The sequence below is a fragment of the Synechococcus sp. CS-603 genome (genome assembly GCF_977929215.1).
Genome location: NZ_OZ376778.1, coordinates 1,830,570 through 1,843,690, shown reverse-complemented (window position 1 = coordinate 1,843,690; position 13,121 = coordinate 1,830,570). Strand labels below are relative to the sequence as shown.

Here is a 13,121-nt window from a genome sequence, read left to right as displayed (position 1 = left end):
GGTCAGTCCTCAGCCCAGGGATCCCGATTGGCGCCACCGCCGCGCTCATAGCGGGGTGGTTGGTACCCACCCCGGCTCATCACCGGCTCTTCCCAGGGGTCACGGCCACTACGCCTGCGGCCATCGGGCCGGTCCCAGTCATCCCAGTCGTCGTCGGAGAAGAGATCATCCTTGAGCGAACCAAGGGTGTTCTTGATGCCCTGAAGAGGCCCCGATTCGGATTTGCGCTCCGTCACAAGGCGACGGTTGAGGCCATAGAGGGCCTCCTGCAGCTGGCTGACCGCCAGGTCCAATTCCACCGGATCGTCTTCGCTGAGCAGGGCCTGCACATCACGCAGGGCAAGCTCCACCGCCCGCTGTTGGCGCTCCGCTCCATAGGGGCCCAGTTCCAGGGCCGCGTCCCGCAACCGACGCTCGGCCTGGGCCACCAGGGTCTGGGCCCGGTTGATGCGATCCACCTCGGAGCGCTTGCGGCGATCCTCGGCCGCCTTGAGGGTGGCCTCCTCAAGCAAGCGGCTGATCTCTTCCTCACTGAGGTTGGAGCCGCCCTGAATCGAGACGCTCTGCTGACGGCCGGTGGTTCGATCCGTGGCCGAGACCTGCAGCAAGCCGTTGGCATCGATGTCGAACGAGACCTGCACCTGCGGCACCCCCCGCGGTGCCGGTGGGATCCCCGAGAGGCGGAACCGTCCCAGCGACTTGTTGTCCGGCGCCATCTGCCGCTCACCCTGCAGCACATGCAGTTCCACCGCTGACTGGTTCGCCTCCGAGGTGCTGAACACGTCGGATTTACGAACAGGAATCGGCGTGTTGCGAGGAATCAGAACCTTCATCACCCCGCCGATCGTTTCGAGGCCCAAAGACAAAGGCGACACATCGTTGAGCATCAGGTCCCGGAGCTCTCCGGTGAGGATGCCGGCCTGAACGGCGGCACCAATCGCCACCACCTCATCGGGATTGACCGACTGGCAGGGCTCCCTCGGGATCAGCGTCCGGACCATCTCCTGAACCATCGGCATGCGGGTGCCGCCGCCCACCAACACCACATCGTCGATCTCTTCAGCCGTCAGTTCCGCATCCCGCAGGGCGCGCTGCACGGGCCTGAGCAAGCGATCGAGCAGATCGGGGCAAAGGGACTCAAAGCGACGGCGCTCCAGGCTGCATTCGATGTGAAGCGGTCCCTCAGGGCCGGTGGCAATGAAAGGCAACGACACCGGGGTGCTCTGAACACCGGAGAGCTCCTGTTTGGCTTTTTCAGCCGCTTCGTTGAGGCGTTGCAGGGCCTGACGATCGCGGCGAAGGTCGATGGCATGGGTCTGCTCGAAATTTTCAGCGAGCCAATCGACGATGCGGCGATCCCAGTCGTTACCACCCAGCTGGGTGTCACCGCTGGTGGCTTTGACATCGAACACACCGTTGGCGATACGCAGCACCGAAACGTCGAAGGTGCCACCGCCAAGATCGAAAACCAGCACCCGCTTCACGGCACTGCGATCGAAGCCGTAGGCCAGCGCCGCGGCGGTGGGTTCATTGAGGATGCGCTCCACGGAAAGCCCCGCCAGGCGACCGGCATCCCTGGTCGCCTGGCGCTGGGCATCGTTGAAATAGGCGGGAACGGTGATCACCGCCGCCTCCACAGGCTCGCCGAGGTAGGTGGCGGCATCGTCAACCAGCTTGCGCAGGATGCTGGCCAGCAGTTCTTCGGGGGCATATTCCCGTTCCGTGACGGGGCAGATCACGCGCACATTGCCCTGGTCGTTGGCCCGGATCGTGTAAGGAACAGCGAGGCTGCTCTCCTCAAGCTCATCCCAGCTGCGACCAAGGAACCGCTTGAGATTGGCGAAGCTGTTGCGGGGGTTCAGCACCAGCTGGCGCCGGGCCAGCTGTCCAACCAGCAGCTCCTGCTCCCGGCTGTAACCGACCACCGAAGGAGTGGTGCGGCTGCCTTCAGCATTGGCGATGACCTGAGGCCTGCCACCCTCCAGCACAGCCACCACCGAATTGGTGGTGCCCAAGTCGATGCCAACGATGCGCCCCATGGACCCCCAAATCGAAGACCCAAACTACCGGCTCTTCAGGCCTGTGGCCGAGGGGAGCGGCCAGAGCCGCCCGCACCTCCAGCCGGCCGAGGGCCGAGGGGATCAGGCGGAGACTGGGGGATTAACGCGTTCTTAGTGGATGGAAGCGGGGGGTCAGTTCTAGATTTTCGCTAGTTCAGGTGTTGAACTTTTGACGATGCGTACTTTTTCCCTGCTCCTGCGATGAGACCGGAGCCACCTGTGGATCGCTTCAAATTAAGGCGTCGCCCGCCCTCAGAACGCTGGATTGACAGTGGCTTTCGCAGTCTCACCATTCTGCTTGCCTCCACCGTCGCCATCGTTCTGGTGGGGATCTTTCTTGTTGTGTTCCAAGGCGCCCAAGACGCGATCAAGGCCTTCGGGCTGACATTTCTGACCACCTCCAGCTGGAACCCGGTCACCGGTGAGTACGGGGCCTTCACGGCGATCTACGGGACTTTGGTGTCGTCGTTGTTGGCGCTGCTGATTGCGGTTCCGCTGGGAGTTGGCACGGCAATTTTCATCACCGAAAATCTGATCCCAACCCGCTGGCGCGACATCATCGGGGTGATGGTGGAATTGTTGGCTGCGATCCCCTCAGTGGTGCTTGGCCTTTGGGCCATCTTTGTGATGGAGCCCATCCTTCGGCCCTTTCTCAACTTTCTCCATGCCTCCCTGGGCTGGTTCCCACTGTTCAGCACCACACCAAAGGGTCCGGGGATGGCCCCAGCGATTCTGATCCTGGTGGTGATGATTCTGCCGATCATCACGGCCATTTCCCGCGACGCCCTCAACCAGGTGCCCACGGCCCTACGGCAAGGGGCTTACGGCGTTGGCAGCACCCGCTGGATTGCCATCTTCAATGTGATTCTGCCCGCCGCGATTTCAGCCATCATTGGAGGGGTCATGCTGGCCCTCGGCCGTGCCATGGGGGAAACCATGGCCGTGACCATGATCATCGGCAACTCCACGAATTTCAGCTGGTCATTGTTGGCACCGGGCAACACGATCTCAGCCATGCTGGCCAACCAATTTGGCGAATCCAGCGGCATTCAGGTGTCAGCCCTTCTCTATGCAGCCTTGATTCTGATGCTGCTCACCTTCACGGTGAATATTCTGGCGCAGTGGATTGTCAAAAAGCTCAGCCTCCGCTATTAGTCGTTCAACCTTCAGCTCGGATTAATTATTTCAATTGGTTCTGAATCATACTTATTCAGAAATCCATACCCACAGAACCCGAACTCCAGATCCTGAATCTCGATGACGACCCTGACCCCAGCCATCAAGCATTCATCCCTGTGCTTGAATCCGTCGCTGAGACGCAACCGGCTTGATCGACTGTTCACCACGATTGCTGGTGGCTTCAGCTTGATCGCGGTGCTGCCACTGTTCCTTGTCCTCATCTACGTGATTCTGCAGGGGGGGCGGCTGATCAGCATCAATCTGTTCACCCAACTACCGCCGGCTCCCGGTCTTGATGGAGGAGGGATCGGCAACGCCCTCATCGGCACGTTCGTGGTCACCTTGGTGGCGTCCCTGATTGCCATTCCAGTTGGGGTTGGTGGTGGCATTTTTCTGGCCGAATATTCCAAAAGCGGGCCTTTCGCCCAGTTCATCCGCCTGGGTAACGACATCCTCGCCGGGGTGCCGTCGATCATCTGCGGCGTCTTTGTGTATGGGGCAATCGTGGCGACCCGGGTGTTCTTTGGTCAGTCGTACACGGCTGCCGCAGGGGGCATGGCCTTGGCGATCCTGATGTTGCCCACCGTGATCAAAACCACAGACGAGGGTCTCAGGCTGGTGCCCAAAGCGCTCAGCATGGGGGCGATCGGAGTGGGAGCTTCCAAGTTCGTGACGATCACGCGCATCACCCTTCCCAGCGCCTTCACACCGATTGCCACCGGTGTGGTGCTGGGGATTGCGCGTGCAGCCGGTGAAACAGCACCCCTCATTTTCACCGCACTGTTTTCACCCTTCTGGCCTGAAGGGGTCTTCAATCCGATCGCCACGATGTCGGTATTAATTTATAATTTTGCGATCATGCCATTCGATGCCCAGAACGAACTCGCCTGGGCAGCCTCGTTCGTGCTGGTGGTTCTGATCCTGGGAGCCAACCTCCTGGCCCGCTGGCTGCGCCGTTTTGCAAGCATGTGAGCCCCACCAATCTCAGCGTCATCTGCTCCATCCATCCTTCCTCCGCCGTTTCCCGGCCCTCTCACCATGACCATGACGATGCCCCGCAAGACACCAGCCATCACGAACCAGAGCTGCCTGTCCCTGGAGAAAGTCACGATCAGCTACGGCAGTTTCGAGGCCGTTCGTGATGTCTATCTTGAAATTCCCCGCGGCAAGGTGACGGCCTTCATCGGACCTTCGGGTTGTGGCAAGTCCACCGTGCTGCGCGGGCTCAACCGGATGAACGACCTGATCGAGGGCTGCACTCTCAAGGGCCGGGTGATCTTTGATGGCCAGGACATCTACGCCCCGGAGGTGGATCCCGTTGAGGTGAGGCGTCGGATCGGTATGGTGTTCCAGCAGCCGAATCCTTTCCCGAAATCGATCTACGAAAACATCGCCTTCGGTGCCCGCATCAACGGCTTCACGGGCGACATGGATGAGTTGGTGGAGAGTTCGCTGCGCAAGGCCTTCATCTGGGATGAAACCAAGGACAAACTCAAGGAAAGCGGCAACTCCCTCTCCGGCGGCCAGCAGCAACGGCTCTGCATCGCCCGGGCGATTGCGATCGAACCGGAGGTGATTCTGATGGATGAACCGTGTTCGGCTCTTGATCCGATCTCCACACTGAAGATCGAAGAATTGATGCACGAACTCAAGAAAACCTTCTCGATCGTGATCGTGACCCACAACATGCAGCAGGCGGTGCGGGTGTCTGATCAAACGGCTTTCTTCAATGCCGAGGCCGTCGAAGGTGGTACGGGCAAAGTGGGATATCTCGTCGAGTTTGACGAAACCGAAAGAATCTTCAATTCACCGCTCCAACAAGCCACCCAGGACTACGTCACCGGCCGCTTCGGCTGAACTCGTCGTTGCTTGGGGATGTTTATTCTATGGCCACAATCTATGGCCACAATCTATGGCCACAATCTATGGCCACAATCTATGGCCACAATTTCAAACTCTTGCCATCCACTTGTAGGGACTTCTTGCTTTTTTAGAGCCCAAGAAAAAGCCGGCCTAATGGCCGGCTTTTTGGATGAACTACGGAGAGGGAGGGATTCGAACCCTCGATAGAGTTGCCCCTATACAGCATTTCCAGTGCTGCGCCATCGACCACTCGGCCACCTCTCCATTCGCAGACCAAGGCCACGTGGCAATGTAGCAGTCAGCCTTCTGACGTTCTCGCCGCCGCTATGCGAAAACTGATTCCGATCACGGTCTACTGGCGCCAGCAGAACCGGGTGATTGCATTGGACGTGCCCGAGGGCGACTACATCCTCGCGAGCTTCGAGCAACAGGGAGAACCGCTGCCATTCAGCTGCCGAAATGGGTGCTGCACCACCTGCGCCGTGCGGGTGATTGAAGGCCGCATCGACCAAGGTGAATCTCTTGGCCTCTCCCACGAGCTGCGGGCCCGGGGCTATGGCTTGTTATGCGTCGCCAGGGCCACCGAACCGCTGCAGGTGGAAACCCAGGACGAAGACGAGGTCTACGAGCTTCAGTTCGGTCGCTTTTTCGGGCGGGGTAAGGTCCGCCCCGGTCTACCGATCGAAGAAGAATGAGCAGCAGACCTTTGGAGGCGGGCAGCGGCCATCAGGCCTTGTCCGATCAGGCCTTGGCCGCCTCGGGGCTGGCTCCAACTGAGATCGAACGACTCAGTGGTGTAGCCCGTTCCGCCGCCGCCGCCGGAGCTGCCGTACTGCAGCAGTTCTATGGCCATCTTGAGCAGATCCGCGAGAAAGGCCGCGCTGGAGATCTGGTCACAGAAGCAGATCTGGCTGCCGAGGCGGCGGTGCTGGAGGTGCTCTCGGCCCAAACGCCCGAGCTCGGTGTGCTGGCCGAGGAAAGCGGCCGCCACCCCAGCGAGGCCGCGCTGGAATGGTGCGTCGATCCCCTCGATGGCACCACCAATTACGCCCACTCCTACCCCTTCTTCGCCACCTCGGTGGGCCTCACCTGGCGGGGGTTGCCGCTGCTGGGTGCCATCGAGGCGCCGGCCCTGCGCCAGTGCTACTGGGCGGCCCCCGGTCTGGGTGCCTGGTGCAACGACCAGCGCCTTCAGGTGAGCGGCTGCAGCGATCTGGCCGCGTCGCTGCTGGTCACCGGCTTCGCCTACGACCGCCAGAGCCAGCCCGACACCAACTACGCCGAGTTCTGCTGGTTCACCCACCGCACCCGTGGCGTCCGGCGTGGCGGCTCAGCGGCGGTGGATCTGGCCTTCGTGGCCGCCGGCCGGCTCGATGGCTACTGGGAACGCGGGCTCTCGAGCTGGGACATCGCCGCCGGTGTGGTGCTCGTTGAGCAGGCCGGCGGGGTGGTGAGCCGCTACGACGGATCGCCCCTGCAGCTCAGCGAAGGGCGGCTGATCGCTTCGGCTCCCGGGCTTCACCAACCCCTGATGGCTGGACTGGCCCAATGCCGCCCCTTGCCTGGCGCCTGCTACGGCATCCCTGGCCCTGAGGCGGAAGCCTGACGAGGTGGCCTGAAGCGAGCCTTTCCATAGGATCGCCCCAAGACCACCATCTGCCGCCTGCCGTTCCCCATGGCCTTGCAACCCGCCGCCGGTGCCAGGGATCTCAATCCCGGCCAGGTGGATCGCAACCGCCGCCTCTGCGCCCAACTGGCCACGATCTATCGGCTCTGGGGCTATCAGGAAGTGGCCCCGCCGGCGATTGAACATCTCGACACGCTCCAGCTGCTGCGCAGCAAGCCTCAGAACGATGTGCTGCGATTGGCGTCGGAGGAACCGCTGGGGTTGCGGCCAGAGCTGACGGCCCCGATCGTGCGTGCCGCCTCCACCCGCCTGGCCTCCAGGCCACGGCCTCTGCGGCTGTGGGCTGAGGGCTCGATTTTTCGCACCTTCACCGGCGACGGCGGCGGCCAGCGCATCAGCGAACGGCTGCAGAGCGGCGTGGAGTTGCTCGGGGTGCGCTCGGCCGCCGCCGATGCCGAGCTGATGCGCCTGCTGCTGGCCTGCACCGAAACCCTGGGACTCAAGGCCAGCCACCGGCCGCTGTTGCTGGTGGGTCACCACGGCGTGCTCGGGGCCTTGCTCGATCGGGTGCCGGCGGAGCAGCGCCACGCCTGCCGGCAGGCCCTCACCGATTTCAACCCCCTGGCCATCGGCGCCCTGGAGCTGCCGCCAGGCGACGTGCACCAACTGCAGGAGCTGCTGCAGCTGCGGGGCCAGCCGGCGCGGGTGCTGCCGGAGCTGCAGCGGCAATTGGGCCCGACTCCCCTGCTCGCGGAGCTGGCCACCACCCTGGAAATCGTCGCGCCAGTGGCCGAGCGCCTCGGAGTGGGGATTCAGCTCGACCCCAGCTTCCAGCCCCAGTTCAACTACTACGACGGAATCGTCTTCAAGCTCGTCTGCCAGGGCGAGGAGGCGCCGGTGGAAATTGCCAGCGGTGGCCGTTACGACGCCCTGGTGGAGCGCTTCTGCCCTGATCCAGCCGAGGCAGCCGGGGTGGGATTCGGCTTCCGCATCGAGGAAATCCGCGACCTGATCGATCCGGCCAACCCGTCCTCCTCACACCAGGGTTCACACCTGGTGGCCTACGCCCAAGAGGGCGGCCTGGCGGCAGCTTTCGAGAGGCTGGAGGCCCTGCATCGGCTGGGCCAGCCCGCCGAATTGCTTCCCGATCCCTGCTTGGACAAGCCGGAGGCCGAGGCCATCGCCAGCGCCAGGGGCAGCAGCGGCCTCGACTGGCTCGGCTGAGCCTGCGGCCAGACATTTCTAGGATCGGGCGAATCACGCCCAGCCCGCGCCATGGCCCACACCATCGTCACTAACGTCTGCGAGGGCGTGTCTGACTGCGTCGATGCCTGCCCGGTGGCCTGCATTCACCCCGGCGAGGGGGCCAACAGCAAGGGAACCAGCTTCTACTGGATCGACTTCGACACCTGCATCGATTGCGGCATCTGCCTGCAGGTCTGCCCGGTGGAAGGAGCGATCCTGGCTGAAGAGCGCCCCGACCTGCAGCGACGCTGAACGATGGCCACGGCCCGAAAGCCGCCACCTATCCGGGGAATGCCTGGCTGGACCAAGGCCCTGCATGCCCTTGATCTGGCCGTGTTGCTGCTGATGGCCGCCAGCGGCCTGCAGATCTACAACGCCAATCCGGTGTTCGGCGGCCGCGAGGGTGCCACCGTGCCGGAGCTGTTCACCCTGGGGGCCTGGCTGGCAGGGGGCCGGGACTGGCACTTCGGCTTGATGGGCCTCTACGCCGCCAATCTCGCGGTCTGGATCGTCCTGCTCTTCGACCAACGCCGGCGGCGCCTGGCCGATGCGGGCGATCTCGAGCGGCTGCGCGCCAGTGAAAACCGCCAGAAACGGCGGCTCTCGGCCCATCGTCTGGTGTACAGCCTGATGCTGGCGGTGCTTGGCTTCAGCCTGATCACCGGCCTGGCCATGTACAAGCCGGCCCAGTTCTGGTGGTTGTCCGGTTTGTTCAACTTCGCCGAACCCTTCGGCATCAGCAGCTGGCAGACCCTGCGCGTCAGCCATCTGGCCACGATCCCCGCCATGCTCCTGCTCGCGATCAGCCATGCGGTTCTCTCCTGGCGGGTTGGTGGCCTGCGCCTGCTGCGCGGGATGTTTCTGTGAAGCGGCGCCAATGGCTGGGTCTTGGCGTCAGCGGCGGCTCCTCGCTGCTGCTGGGCAGCTGCGCCTTGAATGGCCTCAGCGAAGCGGTGGGCAACGCCACCCAACCACTGAATGAACGCATCGAGGCCTTGATGCAGAGCCGGAATCCGGTGCCGGAATTCCGCCGTGATCAGGTCGATCCAGACGCCCTTCTGGTCAATAGCTTCAACGGAGTTCCCCGCCTGGACCCGCTGCGTTACCGGTTGCGGGTCGATGGACTGGTGAGCCAGCCGCTGAACTTGAGCCTGGCCGATCTGGCGGCGTTGCCCCAGCACGATTTCGTCATCCGCCATGTCTGCGTGGAGGGCTGGGCGGCAATCGTGGCCTGGTCGGGGGTGCGCCTGGCCGATGTGCTCAGCCTGGCGGGAATCTCCAGCCTGGGCGGCTATCTGGCGATTGATTCAGCCGACCAGTACTTCTCCACCTGGGACATCGCCACGGCCCTGCACCCCCAGACCCTGCTGGCCACGGGCATGAACGGGGCACCGCTGCCGGTGGTGAACGGAGCCCCTGTGCGCCTGGCCACGCCGATCAAGCTCGGCTACAAGCTCAGCAAGTGGGTCACCCGCCTTGAGGTGATTGCCAGCCTGGAGCCCCGCCGCGGCACCTGGGAAGACAAGGGCTACGAGTGGTTCGCCGGGCTCTAGTGGACGGGTTAAGGGTTCGGTCACCCCTCCCTGGCCGGGCTTGATGGGCCCGGCGCCCCTTTCCTAAGGTCTCCTTGCTGAATCTTTTTTCTTCGATCCCATGACGGTGCTGGAACAGGGCCAGATTCAGATCCACACCGAGAACATTTTCCCGATCATCAAGAAGGCCGTCTATTCAGGCCATGAGGTGTTCCTGCGGGAGTTGGTCAGCAATGGCGTTGATGCGATCAGCAAGCGCCGTATGGCAGCGATGGCCGGTGATTGCAGCGAGGGCGAAGAAGGCAAGATCCAGATCCGCATCGACCGGGAGAACAAAACTGTCACCATCAGTGACAACGGCATTGGCATGTCGCGCGATGAAGTGAAGCGCTACATCAACCAGGTGGCCTTCTCCAGCGCCGAAGAATTTCTTGAGAAATACAAACGGGAAGATGATGCGATCATCGGCCATTTCGGCCTTGGTTTCTACTCCAGCTTCATGGTTGCCGCCAAGGTGGAACTGGTTTCGCTGAGCGCTCGCCCAGAAGGGGAGGCGGTGCGCTGGAGCTGTGATGGCTCTCCCAATTTCAGCCTCGAAGAAGGCGAGCGCGACGCCCCGGGAACTGACATCATCCTGCACATGCAGGAAGAGGAACTCGAATACATCGAGCCCGCAAGGATCAGGGCATTGATCACCACTTACTGCGACTTCTTGCCGGTGGAGGTGCAGCTGGAAGGCGAAACGGTTAACAAGCGTCAGGCTCCCTGGCGCCAGAGCGCCCGTGATCTCAACGACAAGGACTACATCGAGCTCTATCGCTATCTTTACCCCTTTCAAGGCGATCCGCTGCTCTGGGTTCACCTCAGCACCGATTACCCCTACAACCTGCAGGGCATTCTCTATTTCCCGAAGCTCACCGGTCGTGGTGATTGGGAGAAAGGCGAGATCCGGCTATACTGCAACCAGGTGTTTGTCAGCGATTCGATCAAGGAAGTGGTGCCCCGCTACCTGCTGCCCTTGCGCGGCGTGATTGATTCACCCGACATCCCTCTGAACGTGAGCCGCAGCGCCCTGCAGACCGACCGGCGTGTTCGCTCGATCGGTGGCTTCGTGGCCAAGAAGGTGGGCGATCGCCTCAAGCAGCTGCATCGCGACGAGCCCGAGCGTTACAACGAAATCTGGGAGGGGATTGCGCCGTTCATCAAGATCGGCGCCATGGAAGACGAGAAGTTCGCCGAACAGGTAGCGGATCTGGTGTTGTTCGGCACCACCGCGGAGTCGGCCTTCACCACCCTGGCCGATTACCGCAGCCGCCTGCCGGCAGACAACGACAAACGGGTGCTCTACTGCACCGATGAGGCCGGCCAGGCCGGACCCCTGGCGCTGTGGAAGGGGCAGGGGGCCGAAGTGCTGCTGGCCGATTCACTCATTGACGCCCAGTTCATCCCTTGGCTCGAAGCGCGCCATGAGGACCTCACCTTCCGGCGCGTCGATGCCGAACTTGACGAGAGCCTGCAGGAGGAAGACAGCGGCATCACCGACGCCGAGGGCAAGGACAGTTCCGAGCAACTGCGCAGCCTGTTCAAAGAAGCCCTGGCCAACGACAAGGTGACCCTGCAGGTGCAGGCACTCAAGGGTGAAAGCGCCCCTGCGGCCCTAATCCTGTTGCCCGAGCAGATGCGCCGCCTCAACGACATGGGAGCCCTGATGGAGCAACGGTTGCCTGGCCTGCCCGACCATCACGTGCTGCTGATCAACCGCCGGCACCCGCTCGTTGAAGGGGTGCTCAAGCTCTCGTCCGGAGCCGTGATCACCGGCGGCGGCACCTCACCCACGCGCCAGCTTGCTGACGAGCTCACCCGCCATATCTATGAGATGGCCCGTCTCTCCGTGGGCGGTCTGGAACCCCAGGAGCTGGCTGGCTTCCAGCAGCGCAGCGCCGATCTGATGGGGCGGCTGATGCAACGGGGCTTCTGATCGCCGCAGGATCTCTTGCCGGACCTTTCGGGCACTCCAGCAAGAGATCCACCACCCTTTGATAAGGTGTTGGTTGGGCTTGTGCCCAGTTGTCGTGTCTGAATTGATTGTCATGTCCCGGGTTTGTCAACTCACCGGCAAGCGCGCCAACAACGGCATGGCCGTCAGCCATTCCCACGTGCGCACCAAGAAACTCCAGCAGGTGAACCTTCAGGAGCGCCGCCTTTGGTGGGCTGAAGGCAAGCGTTGGTTGAAGCTGCGCGTCGCCACCAGCACGCTGCGCACCATTCAGAAAAAAGGTCTCGGGGCCTATGCCCGCGAGCTGGGCATCGACCTGTCCAAAATCTGATTTGAGTTGCAGTCATCCACGATCCAACAGCACCTGATTAGTTTTGGGTGCTGTTGGTTCTAATACAGCTTCACAACAGTTCTGGTTTTAGCCAGCGATTCAGGAGCTTTGCGTGAATGGCGGTACTGGCTCGCAATTCAGCGATTTTGTTTGGTAATGACGGCTGGTCCAGTTGCTGCTCCCAGCTCATCCGCAAGTCTTTGGCCGTTACAGCCTGGTCAAGATCCTGGCAGGGGCAGTCGATTGCACCGGCTGCGGCAGCCACCTTCGGGTCGTAACTGAGCGCCACGCAGGGGGCGCCGGCGAGCGCGGCCAGGATCAGGCCATGCAGGCGCATCGCCACCACGAGCCCAGCCCCACTGAACAGGTCTGAAGCAGCAGCAGGGTGATCGATCTGGCACTCTTCGCTGCGCTGCAGCAGCCGTTCGGGCACGAGGCCCTCAGCTGCCAGGCGGCAGAGCAGGCCGCAGTCTTGATCGCGGTGGAAGGGCAACCAGATCACCTGCCGCTTGCACCCTGCCGCCAAGCCATCCACAGCCTCCAGCAGCGGGCTCCACTGGCGGCCCTCCAGTAGAACGCTGGGTCGCCAGCAGAGCACAATCGGCCCACCAGCCCCCTGCCACACCTGGGCCGGCAGCGACCAGACAGGGTCTGCAGCCACGTCTCCTTGGAGGCCCCAGCTTGAGGCCAGCTGCGCTGAGGCGGCGTCGCGCCAGCTGATCGCCTGAACCAAGGGCAACAAAGAGCGGACCAACAGGCGGCTGCGACGCCTGCTCAGGGGGCCCAACCCCTGGCCCCAGAGCAGAACGGGTTTGCGTTTCAAGCGGGCCGCCAGGATCAAGGCGGCGTAATACAGCAGGCTGCGGAAGCTGGTGGAGTCCTGGAGCAGGCTGCCGCCGCCGAGCACCAAGGCCCGGCAGGAGCCCAGGGTTGCCAGCACCGCCGGCAACTGGCGCCGCTGGGTGGTTTCCAGTGCGAAGCAGCGCTCGATCTCAGCCTGGTCGAATGCGGTGACAACCGGCACGATTCCAGCCGGGAGCTGGCCTAACAGGGCCTCCAACAGGGCGTCATCGCCGAGGTTGTGCTCGCCGTAGTAGCCGCAAAGCAACACCCTGGGATCAGCCGCGGCTGATGCAGCCCTCGTCGGATCGGCAGGGGACGGGTCCACCAGGCTGGGTGTGGAAGTGGGAGGGCGCAGCATCGCATCCGCTTGCCTTCCGGCTCTCTGGCAGCTCTTCTGGCGGCTTTTCTGGCGGCTGGGGCACCACGGCCCCAGTTCAAGGCTCCG

The 13,121-nt window shown here is 62.7% G+C and carries 13 protein-coding genes and 1 tRNA gene; 11 read left to right on the top strand and 3 right to left on the bottom strand.

The window, feature by feature from the left end; all coding sequences use genetic code 11:
• Positions 1-2: 2 nt before the first annotated feature.
• Positions 3-2,039, bottom strand: a complete 2,037-nt coding sequence (gene dnaK, locus ACXMDM_RS09705; RefSeq protein WP_083544559.1) for a molecular chaperone DnaK — start codon at positions 2,037-2,039, stop codon at positions 3-5.
• Between the two features lie 222 nt (positions 2,040-2,261).
• Between dnaK and pstC the strand changes: the two genes are divergently transcribed.
• The 3 genes from pstC to pstB all read left to right on the top strand — a co-directional run bounded on the left by pstC (position 2,262) and on the right by pstB (position 5,096).
• Entirely contained in the window at positions 2,262-3,215 is a 954-nt protein-coding gene (gene pstC / locus ACXMDM_RS09700; protein ID WP_071801567.1) for a phosphate ABC transporter permease subunit PstC, read from the top strand.
• 102 nt (positions 3,216-3,317) lie between these two features.
• Positions 3,318-4,211, top strand: a complete 894-nt coding sequence (gene pstA / locus ACXMDM_RS09695) for a phosphate ABC transporter permease PstA (protein ID WP_071801566.1) — start codon at positions 3,318-3,320, stop codon at positions 4,209-4,211.
• Between the two features lie 72 nt (positions 4,212-4,283).
• Positions 4,284-5,096, top strand: coding sequence for a phosphate ABC transporter ATP-binding protein PstB (gene pstB, locus ACXMDM_RS09690; RefSeq protein WP_083544558.1), 813 nt, complete (start codon positions 4,284-4,286; stop codon positions 5,094-5,096).
• A gap of 183 nt (positions 5,097-5,279) precedes the next feature.
• Here pstB and ACXMDM_RS09685 read toward each other — a convergent pair.
• Positions 5,280-5,366, bottom strand: a tRNA-Ser gene (locus tag ACXMDM_RS09685).
• A gap of 62 nt (positions 5,367-5,428) precedes the next feature.
• Here ACXMDM_RS09685 and ACXMDM_RS09680 point away from each other — a divergent pair.
• The 8 genes from ACXMDM_RS09680 (at position 5,429) to rpmB (ending at position 11,833) form a co-directional block, all read left to right on the top strand.
• Complete coding sequence (locus ACXMDM_RS09680; RefSeq protein WP_071801564.1) at positions 5,429-5,797, top strand: 2Fe-2S iron-sulfur cluster-binding protein; 369 nt, start codon at positions 5,429-5,431, stop codon at positions 5,795-5,797.
• Positions 5,794-6,708, top strand: a complete 915-nt coding sequence (locus ACXMDM_RS09675) for an inositol monophosphatase family protein (protein WP_071801563.1) — start codon at positions 5,794-5,796, stop codon at positions 6,706-6,708. Before ACXMDM_RS09680 ends, ACXMDM_RS09675 begins: the two co-directional genes overlap by 4 nt.
• A gap of 69 nt (positions 6,709-6,777) precedes the next feature.
• Positions 6,778-7,953 (top strand): ATP phosphoribosyltransferase regulatory subunit, encoded by a 1,176-nt coding sequence (locus ACXMDM_RS09670; RefSeq protein ID WP_259723120.1) that lies wholly within the window; start codon positions 6,778-6,780, stop codon positions 7,951-7,953.
• A 51-nt stretch (positions 7,954-8,004) separates the two neighbouring features.
• Positions 8,005-8,226: a ferredoxin family protein gene (locus ACXMDM_RS09665; protein WP_259723121.1), complete on the top strand. Its 222-nt coding sequence runs from the start codon at positions 8,005-8,007 to the stop codon at positions 8,224-8,226.
• A gap of 39 nt (positions 8,227-8,265) precedes the next feature.
• Positions 8,266-8,841: a cytochrome b/b6 domain-containing protein gene (locus tag ACXMDM_RS09660; protein ID WP_259723122.1), complete on the top strand. Its 576-nt coding sequence runs from the start codon at positions 8,266-8,268 to the stop codon at positions 8,839-8,841.
• Positions 8,838-9,527 (top strand): molybdopterin-dependent oxidoreductase, encoded by a 690-nt coding sequence (locus tag ACXMDM_RS09655; protein WP_259723123.1) that lies wholly within the window; start codon positions 8,838-8,840, stop codon positions 9,525-9,527. Before ACXMDM_RS09660 ends, ACXMDM_RS09655 begins: the two co-directional genes overlap by 4 nt.
• 100 nt (positions 9,528-9,627) lie before the next feature.
• Positions 9,628-11,484 (top strand): molecular chaperone HtpG, encoded by a 1,857-nt coding sequence (gene htpG, locus ACXMDM_RS09650; RefSeq protein WP_259723124.1) that lies wholly within the window; start codon positions 9,628-9,630, stop codon positions 11,482-11,484.
• Positions 11,485-11,596: 112 nt separating this feature from the next.
• On the top strand, positions 11,597-11,833 hold the full coding sequence (gene rpmB / locus ACXMDM_RS09645; protein WP_071801558.1) for a 50S ribosomal protein L28: 237 nt from the start codon (positions 11,597-11,599) through the stop codon (positions 11,831-11,833).
• Between the two features lie 70 nt (positions 11,834-11,903).
• Here the strand turns inward: rpmB and csaB are convergent, their stop codons facing one another.
• On the bottom strand, positions 11,904-13,034 hold the full coding sequence (gene csaB / locus ACXMDM_RS09640) for a polysaccharide pyruvyl transferase CsaB (protein ID WP_259723125.1): 1,131 nt from the start codon (positions 13,032-13,034) through the stop codon (positions 11,904-11,906).
• Between the last annotated feature and the right edge of the window lie 87 nt (positions 13,035-13,121).

Bases quoted from the DNA above. Each gene is read 5' to 3' on its own strand.
- dnaK (WP_083544559.1), bottom strand. From the start codon at position 2,039: ATGGGGCGCATCGTTGGCATCGACTTGGGCACCACCAATTCGGTGGTG.
- pstC (WP_071801567.1), top strand. From the start codon at position 2,262: ATGAGACCGGAGCCACCTGTGGATCGCTTCAAATTAAGGCGTCGCCCG.
- pstA (WP_071801566.1), top strand. From the start codon at position 3,318: ATGACGACCCTGACCCCAGCCATCAAGCATTCATCCCTGTGCTTGAAT.
- pstB (WP_083544558.1), top strand. From the start codon at position 4,284: ATGACGATGCCCCGCAAGACACCAGCCATCACGAACCAGAGCTGCCTG.
- ACXMDM_RS09680 (WP_071801564.1), top strand. From the start codon at position 5,429: ATGCGAAAACTGATTCCGATCACGGTCTACTGGCGCCAGCAGAACCGG.
- ACXMDM_RS09675 (WP_071801563.1), top strand. From the start codon at position 5,794: ATGAGCAGCAGACCTTTGGAGGCGGGCAGCGGCCATCAGGCCTTGTCC.
- ACXMDM_RS09670 (WP_259723120.1), top strand. From the start codon at position 6,778: ATGGCCTTGCAACCCGCCGCCGGTGCCAGGGATCTCAATCCCGGCCAG.
- ACXMDM_RS09665 (WP_259723121.1), top strand. From the start codon at position 8,005: ATGGCCCACACCATCGTCACTAACGTCTGCGAGGGCGTGTCTGACTGC.
- ACXMDM_RS09660 (WP_259723122.1), top strand. From the start codon at position 8,266: ATGCCTGGCTGGACCAAGGCCCTGCATGCCCTTGATCTGGCCGTGTTG.
- htpG (WP_259723124.1), top strand. From the start codon at position 9,628: ATGACGGTGCTGGAACAGGGCCAGATTCAGATCCACACCGAGAACATT.
- rpmB (WP_071801558.1), top strand. From the start codon at position 11,597: ATGTCCCGGGTTTGTCAACTCACCGGCAAGCGCGCCAACAACGGCATG.
- csaB (WP_259723125.1), bottom strand. From the start codon at position 13,034: ATGCTGCGCCCTCCCACTTCCACACCCAGCCTGGTGGACCCGTCCCCT.